This window comes from Rhodoferax sp. RT4P68 (assembly GCF_056521305.1).
This window is the reverse complement of record NZ_JBWMBB010000028.1, coordinates 1-16729: the sequence shown is the minus strand read 5'-3', so window position 1 is coordinate 16729 and position 16729 is coordinate 1. Positions and strand designations below refer to the sequence as shown.

Annotated in this window: 14 protein-coding genes and 3 pseudogenes; 13 read left to right on the top strand and 4 right to left on the bottom strand. The window is 64.7% G+C overall.

Annotated elements, in window-relative coordinates:
- The 3 genes from AC099J_RS31015 to AC099J_RS31005 form a co-directional block, all read left to right on the top strand.
- The coding region (locus AC099J_RS31015) for a beta-barrel domain-containing protein (RefSeq protein WP_479619168.1) at positions 1 to 189 on the top strand (189 nt) is incomplete at its 5' end.
- A gap of 33 nt (positions 190 to 222) precedes the next feature.
- Positions 223 to 2013 carry a multicopper oxidase family protein gene (locus AC099J_RS31010; protein ID WP_479619167.1) on the top strand — a complete coding sequence of 597 codons (1791 nt, stop codon included), beginning with the start codon at positions 223 to 225 and terminating at the stop codon, positions 2011 to 2013.
- Positions 2014 to 2062: 49 nt separating this feature from the next.
- Positions 2063 to 2683, top strand: coding sequence for an SCO family protein (locus AC099J_RS31005; protein ID WP_479619166.1), 621 nt, complete (start codon positions 2063 to 2065; stop codon positions 2681 to 2683).
- A 148-nt stretch (positions 2684 to 2831) separates the two neighbouring features.
- Here AC099J_RS31005 and AC099J_RS31000 read toward each other — a convergent pair.
- Both AC099J_RS31000 and AC099J_RS30995 read right to left on the bottom strand, forming a co-directional pair.
- Positions 2832 to 4042: pseudogene (locus AC099J_RS31000) on the bottom strand (IS3 family transposase); the annotation flags it as partial.
- Between the two features lie 308 nt (positions 4043 to 4350).
- Complete coding sequence (locus AC099J_RS30995; RefSeq protein ID WP_479619165.1) at positions 4351 to 4956, bottom strand: hypothetical protein; 606 nt, start codon at positions 4954 to 4956, stop codon at positions 4351 to 4353.
- 560 nt (positions 4957 to 5516) lie between these two features.
- On the opposite strand from AC099J_RS30995, the pseudogene AC099J_RS30990 reads away from it, so the two are divergent.
- A pseudogene (locus tag AC099J_RS30990) lies at positions 5517 to 6571 on the top strand (DMT family transporter).
- 454 nt (positions 6572 to 7025) lie between these two features.
- A pseudogene (locus tag AC099J_RS30985) lies at positions 7026 to 7115 on the top strand (DUF302 domain-containing protein); the annotation flags it as partial.
- Between the two features lie 188 nt (positions 7116 to 7303).
- Here AC099J_RS30985 and AC099J_RS30980 read toward each other — a convergent pair.
- Both AC099J_RS30980 and AC099J_RS30975 read right to left on the bottom strand, forming a co-directional pair.
- A complete protein-coding gene (locus AC099J_RS30980; protein ID WP_479619169.1) occupies positions 7304 to 9514 on the bottom strand; it encodes a copper-transporting P-type ATPase in 2211 nt (736 codons plus the stop codon).
- 147 nt (positions 9515 to 9661) lie between these two features.
- Positions 9662 to 9922, bottom strand: coding sequence for a heavy-metal-associated domain-containing protein (locus AC099J_RS30975; protein WP_479619164.1), 261 nt, complete (start codon positions 9920 to 9922; stop codon positions 9662 to 9664).
- 146 nt (positions 9923 to 10068) lie between these two features.
- Between AC099J_RS30975 and AC099J_RS30970 the strand changes: the two genes are divergently transcribed.
- The 8 genes from AC099J_RS30970 (at position 10069) to AC099J_RS30935 (ending at position 16630) form a co-directional block, all read left to right on the top strand.
- Positions 10069 to 10770, top strand: coding sequence for a TetR/AcrR family transcriptional regulator (locus AC099J_RS30970; protein ID WP_479619163.1), 702 nt, complete (start codon positions 10069 to 10071; stop codon positions 10768 to 10770).
- Between the two features lie 22 nt (positions 10771 to 10792).
- A complete protein-coding gene (locus AC099J_RS30965) occupies positions 10793 to 12136 on the top strand; it encodes a serine hydrolase domain-containing protein (RefSeq protein WP_479619162.1) in 1344 nt (447 codons plus the stop codon).
- 10 nt (positions 12137 to 12146) lie between these two features.
- Positions 12147 to 14021 carry an AMP-binding protein gene (locus tag AC099J_RS30960; protein WP_479619161.1) on the top strand — a complete coding sequence of 625 codons (1875 nt, stop codon included), beginning with the start codon at positions 12147 to 12149 and terminating at the stop codon, positions 14019 to 14021.
- A 1-nt stretch (position 14022) separates the two neighbouring features.
- Positions 14023 to 15036: a LysR family transcriptional regulator gene (locus AC099J_RS30955; RefSeq protein ID WP_479619160.1), complete on the top strand. Its 1014-nt coding sequence runs from the start codon at positions 14023 to 14025 to the stop codon at positions 15034 to 15036.
- The gene (locus AC099J_RS30950) at positions 15033 to 15389 is read left to right on the top strand and encodes a cupredoxin domain-containing protein (protein WP_479619159.1); all 357 of its coding nucleotides are present in this window, start codon (positions 15033 to 15035) and stop codon (positions 15387 to 15389) included. Before AC099J_RS30955 ends, AC099J_RS30950 begins: the two co-directional genes overlap by 4 nt.
- The gene (locus AC099J_RS30945) at positions 15386 to 15844 is read left to right on the top strand and encodes a DUF411 domain-containing protein (protein ID WP_479619158.1); all 459 of its coding nucleotides are present in this window, start codon (positions 15386 to 15388) and stop codon (positions 15842 to 15844) included. The genes AC099J_RS30950 and AC099J_RS30945 overlap by 4 nt, the downstream gene beginning before the upstream one ends.
- A gap of 12 nt (positions 15845 to 15856) precedes the next feature.
- Complete coding sequence (locus AC099J_RS30940) at positions 15857 to 16171, top strand: copper-binding protein (protein ID WP_479619157.1); 315 nt, start codon at positions 15857 to 15859, stop codon at positions 16169 to 16171.
- A 75-nt stretch (positions 16172 to 16246) separates the two neighbouring features.
- The gene (locus AC099J_RS30935; protein WP_479619156.1) at positions 16247 to 16630 is read left to right on the top strand and encodes a hypothetical protein; all 384 of its coding nucleotides are present in this window, start codon (positions 16247 to 16249) and stop codon (positions 16628 to 16630) included.
- The last annotated feature ends 99 nt before the right edge of the window (positions 16631 to 16729 follow it).

Below are 16729 nucleotides of genomic sequence, written 5' to 3'. Positions count from 1 at the left end.
CAGACCAACCTGCCGTACTACCACGTGATGATCCTGGCCGATGCCGACTCCCTCAAGTCGATCAGCGAGTTCAAGCTGCAGGCCGGCATGCCCGCAGAGGTCTATATCGAAGGCTCCAAACAGACCGCGCTGCAGTATCTGGCCGAACCCATCACGTCCACTGTCCGCCGCGCCGGCCGACAGATGTGAGCCGCTCACTTCCCTTTCACCAGGAGACCCGTCATGAGCAACCGTCTCGCGCGACCAACGAGTGTGCCGCCCCACGCCGACCACGGTCGACGCAACATGCTGAAGACGTCGATTGCAGCAACGGCGGCACCGCTGGTGCTGACCTCACGCAAGACCGAGGCACAGGTCACGCCGCTTCCGCCGAGTCCGCCGACCACCCCGTGGGTCGACGAACTGCCGACGCAGATCAAGCCGCTGGCCCCGGTCACTGCCCCGTTGTACCCGCCCCCGACCGGGGCGGCCAACTACGGGGGCGGGGAGTGCGGGCGCGCCGCACATCAGCGCTTCACGGAACTCACCGGGCCGGGCGGCGTGGCGGGGACACCGCTGCACTACCAGATGACCGCGAAGGAAAACCCGGCCTGGCAGTTCAACGGCAACAACCCGTACTACCCGCCGCAGCCGATCTGGGGCTTTGAAGGCAACACGCCCGGTTCGACAACGCCCGGGCCGACCATCTTCGCCCGCTACGGGCAGTCGATCATCCTGCGCATCCGCAACGAGCTGCCGGCCAACCACACCGGCTTCGGCTCGCCGGAGATCTCGACGCACCTGCACAACATGCACACGCCGTCCGAGAGCGACGGCTACGCCGGCGACTTCTACAGCGCGACCCAGGCCGGCCCCACGCTGACCGGACCGGGTTGGTACAAGGACCACTTCTATCCGAACGTCTACGCCGGACTCGACGAGTTTGGCGGCATCGGCGATCCGCGCGAGGCGCTCGGCTCACTCTTCTACCATGACCACACCGATGGCGCGACCGCCCCCAACCTGATCCGGGGGCTGTTCGGGCGCTACAACATCTTCGACGACCTGGACACGGGCGACGAGCAGACGGGCTTGCGGCTGCCGAGCCACCCCTACGACTACCCGCTCAGTTTCGGCGACAAGCGGTTCGACTCGGGCGGGCGGGTGACCTTCGACGAACTCAATCCCGAGGGGGTGCTGGGCGACAAGATCGTGGTGAACGGCAAGATCGAGCCGGTGTTGCGTGTGGCGCGCCGCAAGTACCGGCTGCGGCTGCTCAATGCCGGGCCGACGCGGTTCTACGAGTTCCTGCTGCAAAACGCGAGCGGCACCACGGTTTACACCTTCGCGTACATCGCCAACGACGGCAACCTGTTGCCCAATGCACTGGCCAACCAGTTCAGGGTGCGGCTCGGCGTGGCAGAGCGCGCCGACATCGTCGTGGACTTCTCCAGATTCCCGGTCGGCACCACGCTCTACCTGGTCAACCAACTGACACAGACCGACACGCGCCAGCCGGACGGTGTGGTGGCGCCCGGCGTTCGCGTGCTGAAGTTCATCGTCGACCGCAACCCGCCTGCGCCTGACCTGAGCGTCGTGCCGAACGTGCTGCGCGCCCTGCGGCCGCTGCCGTCTGCGGCAGAGCTGGCGGCGCTGCCGGTGCGCAGATGGGTGTTCGAACGTTCGGGCGGCATGTGGTCCGTCAATGGGCAGTTCTTCAATGTGCTCGTGCCCCGGGCCACGCTGGCCAAAGGCAGTGCGGAGATCTGGGAGTTCATCAACCCCGACAACGGCTGGCAGCATCCGATCCACATGCATCTGGAAGAGGGCCGGCTGCTGAGCCAGACCCGCAATGGCGTCAACCTGGCGATCCCGCTGCATGAGCGTGGCCGCAAGGACGTTTTCATTCTCGGCCCACGCTCGACGATGCGGGTGCTGTTCCGCTTTCGCGACTTCGGCGGCAAGTACATCCTGCACTGCCACAACCTCACGCACGAAGACCACGCGATGATGGCTCGCATCGACATCGCGTGAGTGCGTGCGGCCGTCGACCCGCGCCTTTGCCACTTGAAAGGAGACTGCGATGAACAACCGTAGGTATTTGCTGGCCGGCGTGGGCGCCGCCACATTGGGCATATTCGGCGCGCGCGCCGAGCCCACGCCGCCACCTGCAGCGAGGGCACGTCCGCGCCGACAAATGCCCAACGTGGAACTGAAGACCCACACCGGTGCGACGGTCAACTTCTATGACGATCTGGTCCGCGGAAAAATCGTCGTCATCAACATGATGTATGCGGACTGCGAGGGCCTGTGCCCGCCGATGACAGCCAACCTCTTGGAGGTGCAAAAGCTGCTCGGAGACCGGGTGGGCAAGAACATCTTCATGTACTCGATCTCTCTGCGGCCGGAAGTCGACACGCCGCAAGCGCTCGCAGACTATGCGGAGATGCACGGGGTCGAGCCAGGTTGGCTGTTCCTGACGGGTGCCCGCAACGATGTCGAAAGCGTGCGCTACGCCCTGGGGTTCTACGACCCCGATCCGGCGGTCGACAAAGAGGCCGCACGCCACGTCGGCATGGTGCGCATCGGCAACGATCGTTACGACCGGTGGGCGATGGCGCCCGCGTTGGCAGCGCCGGAGCAGATTGTCAGTTCCATCCTGCACGTCGATCGGCAGCTCGTTGGTGTCAGCAGGAAAACTTGAGGCGCGTGGTCACCACGGGCACCGTCCAAGCTTGCCGGGACGCTTCCAACATTGTGGTCAGATGCAACAGGCGCGCCCGACTGTTGATTTCCAACAAATCCTGACCCTTGGGGGGCTCGGGGGTGCGGCAGAAAACTTGGACGGGTTGTCTAGCAAGTCCGAGGTTGCGCCGGTACTCGATAGGGCTGCAGGCTCCCAGCGAGATCTTGATCCGGCCCGCGTTGTGCCAGAGGATGTAGGAGTGCAACGCCGCGATGACGTCCTCGATGTTCGTGGATAGCCAGCTGCGCGCGTAGAACAGCTCGGTCTTCAGGCGGCCAAAGAAGCCTTCACACGCAGCGTTGTCCGGCGAGCATGCCTTGCGAGACATCGAGTGCGCAAGCCTTGCACCAGCGATACGAGACAGCCATCCAGGCCAACGGTAGTGGGCGCCGCGATCGGAGTGCACGACCGGCCGTTCGTTGCTGGCTGTGACGGTCTCGATGGCCGCGTCCAGCATCGTGTTGACGAGCTCGGCGTCCGGGCGCGTTCCGATCGTCCAGCTGACGACCATGCCATCGAAGCAGTCGATCATGGGCGACAGATCCACCTTGCCAGCTGGGATCTGGAATTCTGTGAGGTCGGTGAGCCACTTCCCGTTCGGCGCAGCTGCGCTGAAGTCGCGCTCCAGGAGGTTGTCAGGCGCAGGGCTGATCTCGCCCATGTAGACATCATGGTCGCCGCCAGAAGGTAGGCGGCCAGTCTCCACCATCGTAGATTGCGTCCAAAGACGGAGACGCAGGCGCCGGACTTCTTGTCGCAGTGCCGCGGCTTGTTGTTTCAGCTCGGCCAACTCAGGGTTTGGTGGAAGATCTTGCTTGCGTTTCATGGATGCAGTCGCGTCGTGGCCGAGCAGCTGATTCTTCCAGGTGTACAGCGATGGCCGGGACAACTCCTGAGCCACCGATTGCGCGCTGCCCTCCCGCATGCACAGCTCGATGACCGCGGACTGCTTCATCGCGGGCGTCCGTGCCGCCAACCGGCTGACAACGCGCTTGCGGGCCTGCGGATGCAACTCTTGGACCCAGAATGTCAGCAACGTCCGCGACGGATAGCCCAGCGCCTCAATCGTCGCCGCGAAGCAGCGCCCGTGTTCCAGATAGTGCGCGACCGCGGATTCTTTCTGGACCTGCAAAACCTCGGCGCGCGTGTGTACCCGGCGGCCAAGCCAAGGCCCTGCTCGTACTCCTGGCACAAGTGCTTGAGCGTGTGTTTCGTTGGAAAGCCGAGCTGTCGGATCGTCAGTCCGACACGTTTTCCGAGCTTGATGTAAAGCTGCACTGCACCTGCTGCGCCGCGCAAAGCCCCAATCGGGGCCATTCCCCCACGGTGCCCGATTCGCCGACGTCTCTGGATCACTGAACTGCTCGCCGCAGCCCGCCACCATGCACGCCGCCCGAACCGTCGACCACCGCAGTGCACGCATGGTCAAGCGGCGCAACTCGCCGTACCAGAGTTTCGACAGGCAGTCACCCGGACGGGTGGACATTCACTGTCGTCAGTAGGTCAGGCGCTCAAGCGGTAGCGTTGAATATGCGGCTGGTTACTGAACGAACAGTATTGCTGCGGGCCCTGATGTGCACGGACGTATCGCTCCAGTTTGGTTGTCGCTCTGTTTATTCAGGAACTCAGCGAGAGCCAACCAAAGCGGATTCAACCTCGCCGTTGGCCCTGGACTGGGACCAAGCCGTAAGTAGCAGCATGAAGGCAAACCCCGCTGCAATTAACAGCGGGTAGGCGGCCATGATTTCCAGAAGGGAATACTTGTAGTTCAGAGGACGGCCAATACCCAGCATCGCTGCATAAAACCAGGAAGCGGCAGATACGGCACCAGCAAAGAGGGCGAAAGTGCGCTGGTTGACCGTTAGCCTGAGCAGCGAGCCGTTCCTTTGTAGCATTGGAAGTACGTATTTGTGCAGCGCGAAGCCATTGATGGTCAACACCAAGACGATGACTACTTTGGACTGCAATTTCGGGTTTGCGAAATAGCTCCAGCCATTGAGCGACGCGTCAAGTGCAATGATGAGGGCGCCGGTAAGCCACAGCGCTAGCAGCGCGCGGGAAACGGTTCTTTGTAGCTCGGACAAGTGTATGGAGTTCATCTTCTCTGTTGGATCTGCCCTGAGAAGCTGTTTGACCATGGCAATGTCGCTGGTGAGTACGAGACCAATTGCTACGCAACATGCAATGAGGTGAAGGTAAACGATACCCAGGCGGATAAATTCAATAAGCATAACCAAAGTTCCTTACATAGTGATGAAATTAGTCCCGAGGCCGACTGTGAAGGGCACAGACGATGCAGTCTGTTTGCTTCTGAAACGTGATGTAGAGCAGTTAGGATCGACTTAAAATGACTTTTCTGACTTCGTAGGACGTGTCCTATAGATAAATCCGGCCATGTGCGCGGTGACGGCAGTGAGATTTTTCAGCTCTATGTTCAGGGCAGACCTTATCTAGACACTTTTATTACATATGTGAAACAGAGTGCTTAGGAACGTCTTTCATGGACGTCTCCAGAAGAGCAAGATTCGGCGGCATGCGGGGCTGAAGGGTTTGCAGTCTTACATTCGGCCTGTCGGCGCAGGGTGTTCGTTCTGCTGGCCCTGATGGCATTCGCGGGTGAGGTTCCTGTCTGCGCATCGGGCTTGATGCCCTGCTTCTTTCGAGCGGATTGCCCGCACCCCGGTTTGACCTGTTGGCCCATCACATCGCTTCTTGCGAGCTCTCCTTCAAAACGGTTTCTCGGCGTTGTGGTTCAGTTCATCGTGGTGGTTTCAGGCTGCAGCAGTAAGCGATGCGGCGCGATCGGGCTTCACCTGCGCTGCGCGGAGGAGGGCGGGCGCCGCTGGCTGCGGCTCTGTTCGGCCTGAGCACGCCACTGGTGCAGGGCATCGGGGCCGGCATCGGGCCGTTCACCACGGCGGCGCTGCTCTACGGCGGCGCCGCAGCAGTGGCGGCCCTGCTGCGCCGGCCCGCCACGCGCGAACCACAGGTACGCCGTGGCGACCTGCCGCGCCTGCTGGCCATGGCCGGCATGGGCGCCGTGGTCGGAACGGTCGCGCTGGCCTGGGGACTGCAACGCACCAGCGGTTCCAGCGCATCGCTGATGCTGACGCTGGAGGCCCTGTGCACGGCCATCCTGGCTTGGCGTTGGTACGGCGAGTCGCTGGACCGGCGCGTCATCGCGGCCGTGGTGCTGCTCTTGCTGGGGGGGTGTCGTGCTGGTGTTTGAGCAAGGCCCGGCTGGCCAGGTCCAGTTGCTCGGGCTGCTGGCCGTGACCGTGGCCGCCGTCGCCTGGGGTGTCGACAACACGCTGTCGCGTGGGGTTGCAGACCGAGATCCGGGTCAAGTTGTCATGGTCAAGGCCGTGGCTGGGCATACTGGCCACGGTTGTCATGGCCTGGTTGTGGAGCGAGCCGGTGCCAGACTTGGTGGCGGTACTTGCCTTGCTGGCGGTAGGTGCCACCGGCTACGGTTTGAGCCTGCGCTTCTACCTGCTCGCGCAGCGCGAGTTCGGCGCGGCGCGTACAGGTTCGGTGTTCGCATTCGCGCCATTTATCGGCGCCCTGGGCGCCTTTGCGCTGGGCGACTGGTCCGGTTCATGGTTGATGGGTCTGGGTGGCGTGTGCATGGTCTGCGGCGTCGCATTGCACCTGGCCGAGCGGCACGAGCACGCCGCTACGCACGAAGCCCTTGAGCACAAGCATGCGCACACCCATCACGACGATCACCACACACACGGCCGTGATCCGATGCCCACCGGCCCGCACAGCCACCAGCACCGTCACAGCCCGGTAGAGCACAGCCATGGTCACGTGCCCGATGCGCACCACGGGCACACCCACTGAGCGAGGCCGGGCGGCGGCGGTTGTCACCATCCCCGGCTCATGTGATACGACCTAGCCGAACTCAAACGACTGCGCGTCCACACCAATGCGCTGCTGCGCCGTTCTCGGTACCGCACGGCCGTGTTTGCTCGGTTCAGAACATCAGCGTGACGAGCGGCGCGTGTGGCTTGGCACCGCTCTGGCGGCCAACATGATGTTGATCGAATCATCTGGACGCGTTTACGGATTGGTCGTAGGTGCCGGCGGTCTCTGGCATCGTCGCGGCAAGCACAATGATGGGCAGCGCTGCCGATTCGCACCCCTGACAGAGCCGATGCAAGGGTGTATGGGCATCGGCCCACAGCAACCCCCCCCGCATATCGTCCCGCCCCGCAGCGGTAGACCGCGCCCGAAGGGTTCGGCATCGTCACCGAGATCGACGTGCAGGCCACGATGAACGCCAAGCTCGGCATCGATGGTCGCCCCATGCCGAATCATGGGCGCTTGCAATCCGCCGCTGGCCCATCGCACACTGGAGGCCCGAGCCGGGCATGTCCTCCTGCTGTGCAACGTCGTTGTGCGCGAGGAGGCTGATGTCCGCGTCGTCGTCGTCTTCATGGACCCCGTAGCGGTGATGCAGGAGAGAGCCACCCGGAGTTCTCACGGGTCGCGCTTGAAGTGCGAGAGCGGATTGTGCACGTTCGGTCAGCGCTGGGCGACTCTGCGGTCCATCCGGGCGTGCACCTGTCGTCGTCAATCCACCTTCGTCGACCGCAGCCGTAACGCATTGGCAATGACACTCACTGACGACAGCGCCATGGCGGCCGCAGCAATCACAGGCGACAGCAACACGCCGAAGAACGGGTACAGCACACCGGCTGCTACCGGCACACCCGCAGCGTTGTAGACGAACGAGAGAAAGAGGTTCTGCCGGATGTTGCGCATGGTGGCGCGTGACAGCTTGCGCGCGCGCACGATGCCCATGAGGTCGCCCTTGAGCAGGGTCACGCCCGCGCTCTCCATCGCGACATCGGTGCCGGTGCCCATGGCGATGCCCACATCGGCCGCGCTGAGCGCTGGCGCGTCGTTGACGCCGTCACCCGCCATGGCAACGACGTGCCCTTCCTGCTTGAGCCGCTGGACCACGTTGGCCTTGTCCTCGGGCGCGACTTCGGCCACCACGTCGTCGATGCCCAGCTGGCGGCCCACGGCCTGCGCCGTCGTCTGGCTGTCGCCGGTCAGCATGACGATGCGAACACCCTCTGCCTTCAACAGCTTGAGCGCCTGCAGCGTCGTCGCCTTGACGGGATCGGCAATGGCCACGAAGCCTGCGAGCCGACCGCCGATGGCCACGAAGATGACGGTGGCCGCCTTCTGGCGCTGCATCTCTGCGGCCTGGAACAGTGCATCGGAGGCGATGCCGTGCTCGTTCAGGAACCTGGCGCTGCCGGAGATGACGCGCTGGCCGTCGACGGTGCCCACCACGCCCTTGCCCACGGGGGAGTCGAAATCGGTGACCGCAGACAGCTGGATGTTGCGCCGCTGCGCATCGGCGACGATGGCCATGGCCAGCGGATGCTCGCTGGCGCGCTCGACACTGGCCAGTGCCTGAAGTACCGCCTCGTCGGTGCGCGCGGCTGTGGCTTCGATGTGCACGACCTTGGGCCGGCCCTCGGTCAGCGTGCCCGTCTTGTCCACGACAAGCGTGTCCACTGCCTCCAGGCGCTCCAGCGCCTGCGCGTCGCGGATCAGCACGCCATGCTGCGCGCCCTTGCCGACACCCACCATGATGGACATCGGCGTGGCCAGCCCCAACGCACAGGGGCAGGCGATGATCAGCACCGCGACGGACGCGACCAGCGCATAGCTGAACGCGGGCGACGGGCCCCACACCAGCCACGCCACGAAGGTCAACGCGGCGACGCCGATGACGACGGGCACGAACCAGCCCGCCACGCGGTCTGCCATGCGTTGAATAGGCGCGCGGCTGCGCTGCGCGGCGGCGACCATGTGCACGATCTGCGAGAGCAGCGTGTCGGCGCCCACCTTCTCGGCACGCATCGTGAAGCCACCGGTCTGGTTCATCGTGCCGGCTGTGACTTTCGAGCCGGACTGCTTTGCAACCGGCATGGGCTCGCCAGTCACCATCGATTCGTCCACGTTGCCTTTTCCGTCCACGAGTTCACCGTCCACAGGCACCTTTTCACCAGGACGGACGCGGAGCTGGTCACCGACCTGGATGGCATCGACCTGCACCGTTTCATCCGTACCATCGTCGCGGACCTTGAGTGCCGTCTTCGGGGCAAGGCCCAGCAGTGCCTTGATCGCCCCCGAGGTCTTCTCGCGCGCCCGCAGTTCCAGCACCTGGCCGAGCAGCACCAGCACCGTGATCACGGCAGCAGCTTCGAAGTAGACGGCCACGGCGCCACCCGCGCTGCGCAGGTCCGCAGGAAAGAGCGAAGGCAGCAGCGTCGCCACGATGCTGTAGAGCCAGGCTGCACCGGTGCCCAGCGCGATGAGCGTGAACATGTTCAGGCTGCGGCTTTTGACAGACGCCACGGCGCGGCTGAAAAACGGCCAGCCGGCCCACACAACCACCGGGGTGGCGAGCATCAGCTGAATCCAGTTCGACGTCTGCTGCGCAACCAGGTGGTGAATGTCGACGACATGGCCTCCCATCTCCAGCGCGAAGACGGGCGCCGTCAGCGCAGCGCCGAACCAGAAGCGCCGGGTCATGTTCTTCAGCTCCGGGCTCTGCCCGGCGTCGACCGAGGCCACCACCGGTTCGAGGGCCATGCCGCAGAGGGGGCAACTGCCTGGGCCTTGCTGCCGTATCTCAGGGTGCATCGGGCAGGTGTACTCGCCATCGAGCGCGGCCGGTATGGCTGCTCCGTCGTGCCGGTGCGCGCTGGCGTGGTGATGGCCGGCGTGGTGCCCGCCTGCCATCACGGTCCCGTCTGGCATCACGTGGTGCGCATGGCCGCCCGAAGCGGTCTTCTGCAGCGGTGGCGCGCTGGTGCGCGTCGGTGTGTGGTGGGTTGTGGCCATGACGGGCTCCTGAGGTTTGGACACTGCAGATCTGCTGCAGCAGTGCGGATGCGGTCTGTTCAGCTACCTGCACCCACAGCAGGAAGTGGTCTTGCTGCCTGAACCTGCACCAGTAAGAGCGCTCGCGCTGGCGACCGGCGAATACCCTGCTTTCCTGATGGCGCCCGCCAGTTGGTCTGCGCTGGCCGCCACCGGCTCCACATCCACCCGGCGGGTCACCAGATCGATGTGGACCCGCGCGCCGGGGTCGACGCTGCGCATCGCATGGGTGATGGCCTTGACGCAGTGGCCGCAGGTCATGCCCTTGACTTCAAAACTGATCATTCCGAGTTCCTTGGTGGATGGTGTCTGCGTATGGTTCGGGCTGCCACTGTTGGAAGGTCAAGCGGTCGGACGTATTCCCCTGAAGACGGCAGTGGCAATGGGGAACGTGCGACGCGCATCGCTACACCGCAGGTCGAAGAAAAAGTTTGACAACGCAAGCCAGCGCAGTACATTTAACACCGTTAAATAAACTTTGTAAATTCATGAGACCTGTACTGACCGACGAAGAAGTGGCGCAGTGCCGTGCCGACGTCTGCCGCGTTGCCGAGGTGTTGTTCGCCCATCATGGTGTCCAGGGCGTCACGATGCGACAGATCGCCGCAGAGCTGGGCTGGAGCCCCACCACCGCCTACCGCTACTTCAAGAACAAGGAAGAAATCCTGGCGGCTGTTCGCGCGGGCGGGTTCAACCGCTTCTGCGACGTCATCGAATCAGCGACGCGCTCTAGCGCAGACCCACAAACGAGCGCACGCAACGTCGGCCAGGCCTACCTGGGTTTTGCCCTGAAGCACCCTGACGCTTATCGAATGATGTTCGATGTCAGTCAAGCTGACGTGACGGGCAATGCGGAACTGACAGAGGCTCTGGCCCGGGCTCGCCGCAGCATGGTCTCGTACGTGAAGCAGCTGATCGACAAAGCCGTTGTCAGCGGCGAAGCGCAGGCCCTGGGGCAGATGCTGTGGGCGGCCGCGCACGGTCTCGTGATGCTGCGGCTGTCGGGCATCGTCGCCACCGACAGCGAACTGCGGCAACTGCACGAATCGACGATGTCGGCCCTGGTACGCGGCGCTCGCCAGGAGCCCATCCAACCCGCCCCCGCGCGCAAGGCGGGAAGAAAAGCCGCTTGACCCCAACCCCTGAAAGCCCACCATGCACCACTGCCTGAACCTCCGCGGAAGCACCCTGCGCACGACATCGAATCCGCATCGCGCGGTTGCCATTGCGGCCGCTCTCTTGCTGGCTGCCTCGGCCACGTTCGCCCAGGCGCCGCAGCCTGCGCTGCCGGAGGCCTCCGATCCCGTGAAGTTGGAACTCATGCGTGGATTTCCGCCTCCGCCCGACAAGATCGTGAGGCTGTCCACGGTGTTGAAGTTCCCCAATGGCCGGTGGGCGTTCCACCACATGCGCGAACTCGGTCCGACTGCGCAGGTTTGGCGCGGCGATGAGCAGCCATCCGTCTTACGCGAAGCGCCGCAAGAGATCGGCACGCTCAGGTTCGAGGACGACAAGGGCGCCGACATCGACATCGCCGACTGGCAACGCACGACATTCACGGACGGCCTGCTGGTCCTGCACAAGGGCGCGATCGTTTATCAGAAGCACTACGCCGGCATGGCGTCCCACCAGCCTCACTCGCTCTGGTCCATGAGCAAGTCGTTCACCGGCCTGCTCGCGACGATGCTGATCAAGGAAGGTGTGATCGAGGCAAGCGCCCTGGTCACGAAATACCTGCCCGAACTGAAGGACAGCGCGTGGGCAGATGCCACCGTGCAGCAGACGCTCGACATGACCACGGGCGTTGCCTACACCGAAAACTTCCGCGACCCCAACTCGGGCATCTTCCAGTACCTGCATGCTGCCGGTCTGTTGCCAGCGCCGCCTGCTTACACCGGCCCCCGGACCATCCCGGACCTGCTGGTGACGATCAAGAAGGAGGGCGAGCACGGCACCGGATTCAAGTACAAGACGGTCGACACCGAAGTCCTGGGCTGGCTGCTGCAGCGCGTCACAGGCAAGAGCTATTCGGCGCTGCTGTCCGAACGCCTGTGGTCGCGGATAGGCGCCAAGGACGACGCCTTTGTGTGGGTCGACCCGATCGGCTCGCAGATCACCAGCGTGGGCTTCAGTGCAACGCTGCGCGACCTCGGGCGGGTGGGTGAGACGCTGCGCATGTCGGGCCGTGCCAACGGGCAGCAGGTCATCGCCGAGAGTGTCATCGCGGAGATCCGCAAGGGCGCCGATACCGAGAAGTTCAAGGCCAACGGCCAGGCGATGCGCTCGGGCTACTCGTATCACAACCAGTGGTGGGTTCCCCACGACCGCGACGGCAGCTTCGAGATGAAGGGGTTGAACGGGCAGCACATGCACATCAATCCGGCGGCCGAGCTGGTCGTTGTCAAGCTCTCTTCGCACCCGGCGGGCGATACCAGCGTCACGCACAACCTCGACCGGCGGGCATTCGCCGCCATCGCCTCCGCGCTGCGCACGCAGTGACATGAAAGCGATGCGCACGCCTACCGCCGCGCCCACCATCGACGCACCCGTCCCCGGCGTGCGCTTCGAAAGCTGGATGGCCGCAACCCATGTGTTCGATGCCATCGAGCGCACGCAAAAGCGCTGCGGCGGCAAGACAGCGATCACCTTCATCGGCACCGATCCGGACGCCCCTCCACGCAAGCTCAGCTACTGCGAACTGGTGGAGGGGATCGCGAGGACGGCCAACGCGTTGCGGTCTCTCGGCATGCGGCGCGGCGATGTGGTGGCGTACATGCTGCCGTCGCTGGTCGAAACGCAGTTCGTGTTGTGGGGCGCGGCGACGGCGGCTTCGGCATTGCCGCTCAATCCGCTGCTGAAGGCCGAGGAGATTGCGGCGCTTTGCCGTGCAGCCGGCGCCAAGGTGCTGGTGGCCTTGGGGCCTATGCCGGGCACCGAGATCTGGGACAAGGCCAAGCGGGTGAAGGAGCTTGTGCCGGCGCTCGCCGCGCTGATGCAGGTAGGGGGCGAAAGGGCCGACAGCGGCCCCGAAGTTCATGTGCTGGCCGATCTCCTGCGGGCCAGTGCGCCGCAGCTGGGGTTCTCTGACCGGCCCGGGCTGGAAGACGTCGCCGCGTACTTTCACACGGGCGGGACGACCGGTGCGCCCAAGCTGGTGATTCACACCCATCGCAACCAGTTGGCCGCTGCCTACGGAGGTGCCTGGGCCGCAGGTGCGGGCGCCGACGATGTCATCGTCAATGGCTTGCCGATGTTCCACGTGGCGTCCGCGATCTTCTGCAGCCTGGCCATGTTCGTCGCGGGTGCAGAGGTGGTGATCCTCTCGCCGGCCGGCTTTCGCAACCCCCGCGTCGTCGCAGACTTCTGGCGCATCGTGGAGCGCACCGGGGCGACCATCGTCGGCGGCGTGCCCACGGCGCTCGCCGCAGTGGCCAAGGTCGATCCGCAAGGCGCGAATCTGAGTCGCGTGCGGATCAACATCTGCGGTGCCTCCCTGCTGCCGCGCAGTGTTGCCGAGCAGGTGGAGCGGCTCACGGGCAAGCCCCTGCGTGAGGTCTATGGCATGACCGAAGCCGGTGGCGTGATCTGCGTCGACCCAGTGTCACGCGCACGCGTCATCGGCTCTGCGGGGTGCCCGATCCCGTTCTGCGAGGTCGAGGCGCGGGCGCTGGATGCAACCAGCGCTTCCAGCCGCGCATGCGCGCCGGGTCAGCCAGGCGTGCTCGTCGTGCGCGGGCCCAACGTGACGCCCGGCTACAAGGACGCCGGCCGATCGGCCACGCTTTTCACCGAAGACGGCTGGCTCATCACCGGCGACGTGGGCACCATCGACGCGACGGGGCGGGTGTTCATCACCGGCCGGGCCAAGGACTTGATCATCCGCAGCGGCCACAACATCGATCCCGTGGCCATCGAAGAGTGCCTGATGCGCCACCCCGCAGTCGCCGACGCGGCCGCCGTGGGCATGCCGGACAATCATGCCGGCGAAGTACCGGTGGTCTATGTCACGCTGCGGCACGGCGGCTGCGTGACGGAGGACGAGTTGTTGGCGTTCGCCAAGTCCACGATCCATGAGGCGCCCGCGCTGCCACGGCGGCTGTTCATCCTGGAGCAACTGCCCCTGACCGCCGTGGGCAAGATCTACAAGCCCGCGCTGCGGCAGGACTGTGCAGAGCGGCATTTCCGCGAGCTGCTTCAGGGTGAGCCGATCGCGGCGCTGACGGTGTGCGAAGAAGCCAGCCGGGGCCAGGTCGTGCGCATCGCGTTGGCAGCCGCCGGGGCAGATGTCTCAGACGCAACCCGTCAGCGCATCGCCGCCGCCTTGACGGGCTATCGGCTCACCGTCGGGTGGGTTGCATCCTTGCCGACCGAGCCGGAGAACTGACATGGACCGCCCCAAAGCCCTCTCGATCTTCAAGGCCGTGGTCGACAACGGCAGCTTTGTCGGTGCGGCCAGCGCGCTCGACATCTCCTGCCCGGTGGTGACCCGCACGGTGCAGGACCTTGAGGCACTGCTGGGTGTACGCCTGCTGCACCGCACGACCAGGCGCATCTGGCTTACCGCAATCGGCCGGGGTGTCTTGGACCGCGTCGCTGGATTGCTGGCGTCATATGACGAACTGGAATCGATCGGCCGCCAGAGTGCCACAGAGCCATCTGGCGCCATCCGCCTCGCTGCGCCCGCATTGTTCGGGCGGCATTACTTGGGGCCGGCGCTTGCGCAGTTCAGACGGCGTTTCCCGCGCGTTCTGGTGGGGCTCGACTTGCGCGAGGGAACCGGGAACGCGCTGGACGAAGGTGCCGACCTTGCGCTGTGCCTGTCCGGCGATCTCCGGCCGACGCAGATTGCGCGCCGACTTGCCCAGGTGGAAGTGGGCGTCTTTGCCGCACCGATGTACCTCAAGCAACGGGGCGAACCTGAGCAGCCAGCCGAGCTTGTCGAACACGACTGTCTCGTTTCGGAAACCGGCCGCGCCGACTCCAGTTGGTCCTTCACACATGCGTCGGGCGGTGAACGGCACACTGTTCCGGTGCGGGTCGCACTGCAGGCGAGCGATGCCGAGGTGCTGGCAGATGCAGCACTGCATGGCGCCGGTATCGTGATGCTGCCAGTGTTCATGGCCGAGGAAGCTGTTGCGCAAGGGCGGCTCCAGCGACTGCTGCCGCACTGGGGCAGCGACCCGATGTCGATTCACATCCAGTACGGCTCACGCAAAAGCCAACCCATGTCGGTCCGCCGGCTCATCGAGCATCTGGTCGATGTGTTCGGGGGCGATGCAAGCAGCAGCGGGCCGGTTTTGAGACTGGTCGAGGATGGGTTGGACGGTCTGTTGCCGGCCGGCGCCCTGCCGCAGCAGCAGCTGCACGCAGCAAAAGCGCGTGATCGGCTGGCTGCATGATCCCACTTGTTGTGCGCTGCACGCCGACTGATCCGCGCCGAGGAGGGGACAAGGGTTCGCCACCAACCCGGAGCGGATGTTTGGATAAACTCGAGGCGAACTCGACGCATATTCTCCGTGTTCGTCAGCTGCACGAGATGGTGATCGGCACGCCAGAGGAGCTCAGGAAACACGCCGAGGAGATGAAGAAGAACCCTGAGATGGAGCACGACGAGGCCTACATGGCCCACGTCAAGCCCGGCCAAAGCGGCGCCATCGTGTGGCAGTTCACCCAGGCCGTCGCGTTCCAGTTCGCCTGCCTGCTGCCAGGGCATTTCGAAGTCGGCATGGTCGGCAAGGTGATCGTCAAATGAGGCGCCGGGACGTCACGCTCGCGATCACGTTCGGCCTTGCTGCGGTGGGGTCTTCGGCGCTCGCCGCCGGCGCAGCGCCGCAGATGGAGGTCTTCAAGAATCCGACCTGCGGTTGCTGTGGTGCCTGGATCGATCACTTGAAGGCCGCCGGATTTATCGTCAAGGTCACAGAGGTGCAGGACCCCGCGAACGCGCGGCGCAGGTACGGCTTGCCGGACAAGTTTGGCAGTTGCCACACCGGCTTTGTCAACGGGTACGTGGTCGAAGGCCATGTACCCGCGGCCGAGGTCAAACGTCTTCTCGCCATGAAGCCCAACGCCATTGGACTTGCCGTACCGGACATGCCGGTCGGGTCGCCCGGGATGGAGATGGGCGAGGCCAGAGAGCCTTACGACGTGCTGCTCGTCGACAAGCGCGGGCGCGCAACGGTCTTCGCCCGCTATCCGAAATCTTGAAGGAAGCACACCATGAAGTTCTCTCACATCCTCGCCGTCGCAGCTTTGGCCACCACGCTTGGCGCGCAAGCCCAATCCACACCGGCACCGGCACCGGCAAACGCCCCGATGGTGGACGGTGAGGTCCGAAAGATTGACAAGGAGCAGGGCAAAGTTTCCCTGCGCCATGGGCCGATCCCGAACCTCGACATGGGAGCTATGAGCATGGTCTTTCGCGTGGCGGACCCGAAGATGCTGGACGCGCTGAAAGACGGCGACAAGGTGAAGTTCACCGCCGACAAGGTCAACGGCGCGTTCACGGTGACGTCGATCCAGGTCGCCAACTGATGGCGCAGCGGCGCGGGCCACGGCTGCGGCGGCGGTACGTGCCGAGGGGCTGGCGCGGCTAGACTCGGAGCGTCCATGCGCACACGCGTTCTCCACCGTCTGACCACCACCTTCTGTGTGGTGCTGTCGCTGCTGTTCTCACAGCTGGCGTTGGCAAACTACGTCTGCCCCACGCAGCAGGACGCCGCGGCGATGGCCGAGTTGATGGCCTCGGGCGCGCCCTGTGAGGGCATGGACACGGAACAGCCGACCCTGTGCGCGCAGTTCTCGGCCGGTGCGCCGCAGTCGCTCGACGGCGTGAAGGCGCCGACGATGGCGGACCCGTTGCTCGCGGAGCTGTTCGTGCTGCCCTTCAAGCTGCAGGCCGGGGAGCCGCAGGCCATTCCCAGCACCGCCATGCCGCAGGCGCGGCCGCCTCCGGGCCCCGTTTTCCTCGCGACCTTGCGACTCCGCGTCTGAACCGCTCCGTCGACTGACAGGCGCCGGTGCGGCACGTCCGCATCCGGCCGTTGTGCCGAACGTCTACGGAGTTTTGATGCCCATTCACTTGTCTGCGCG

Excerpts from the sequence above, each read along its gene's own strand:
- AC099J_RS31010 (WP_479619167.1), top strand. The coding sequence starts at position 223 with ATGAGCAACCGTCTCGCGCGACCAACGAGTGTGCCGCCCCACGCCGAC.
- AC099J_RS31005 (WP_479619166.1), top strand. The coding sequence starts at position 2,063 with ATGAACAACCGTAGGTATTTGCTGGCCGGCGTGGGCGCCGCCACATTG.
- AC099J_RS30995 (WP_479619165.1), bottom strand. The coding sequence starts at position 4,956 with ATGCTTATTGAATTTATCCGCCTGGGTATCGTTTACCTTCACCTCATT.
- AC099J_RS30980 (WP_479619169.1), bottom strand. The coding sequence starts at position 9,514 with ATGCCAGACGGGACCGTGATGGCAGGCGGGCACCACGCCGGCCATCAC.
- AC099J_RS30975 (WP_479619164.1), bottom strand. The coding sequence starts at position 9,922 with ATGATCAGTTTTGAAGTCAAGGGCATGACCTGCGGCCACTGCGTCAAG.
- AC099J_RS30965 (WP_479619162.1), top strand. The coding sequence starts at position 10,793 with ATGCACCACTGCCTGAACCTCCGCGGAAGCACCCTGCGCACGACATCG.
- AC099J_RS30960 (WP_479619161.1), top strand. The coding sequence starts at position 12,147 with ATGCGCACGCCTACCGCCGCGCCCACCATCGACGCACCCGTCCCCGGC.
- AC099J_RS30955 (WP_479619160.1), top strand. The coding sequence starts at position 14,023 with ATGGACCGCCCCAAAGCCCTCTCGATCTTCAAGGCCGTGGTCGACAAC.
- AC099J_RS30950 (WP_479619159.1), top strand. The coding sequence starts at position 15,033 with ATGATCCCACTTGTTGTGCGCTGCACGCCGACTGATCCGCGCCGAGGA.
- AC099J_RS30945 (WP_479619158.1), top strand. The coding sequence starts at position 15,386 with ATGAGGCGCCGGGACGTCACGCTCGCGATCACGTTCGGCCTTGCTGCG.
- AC099J_RS30940 (WP_479619157.1), top strand. The coding sequence starts at position 15,857 with ATGAAGTTCTCTCACATCCTCGCCGTCGCAGCTTTGGCCACCACGCTT.
- AC099J_RS30935 (WP_479619156.1), top strand. The coding sequence starts at position 16,247 with ATGCGCACACGCGTTCTCCACCGTCTGACCACCACCTTCTGTGTGGTG.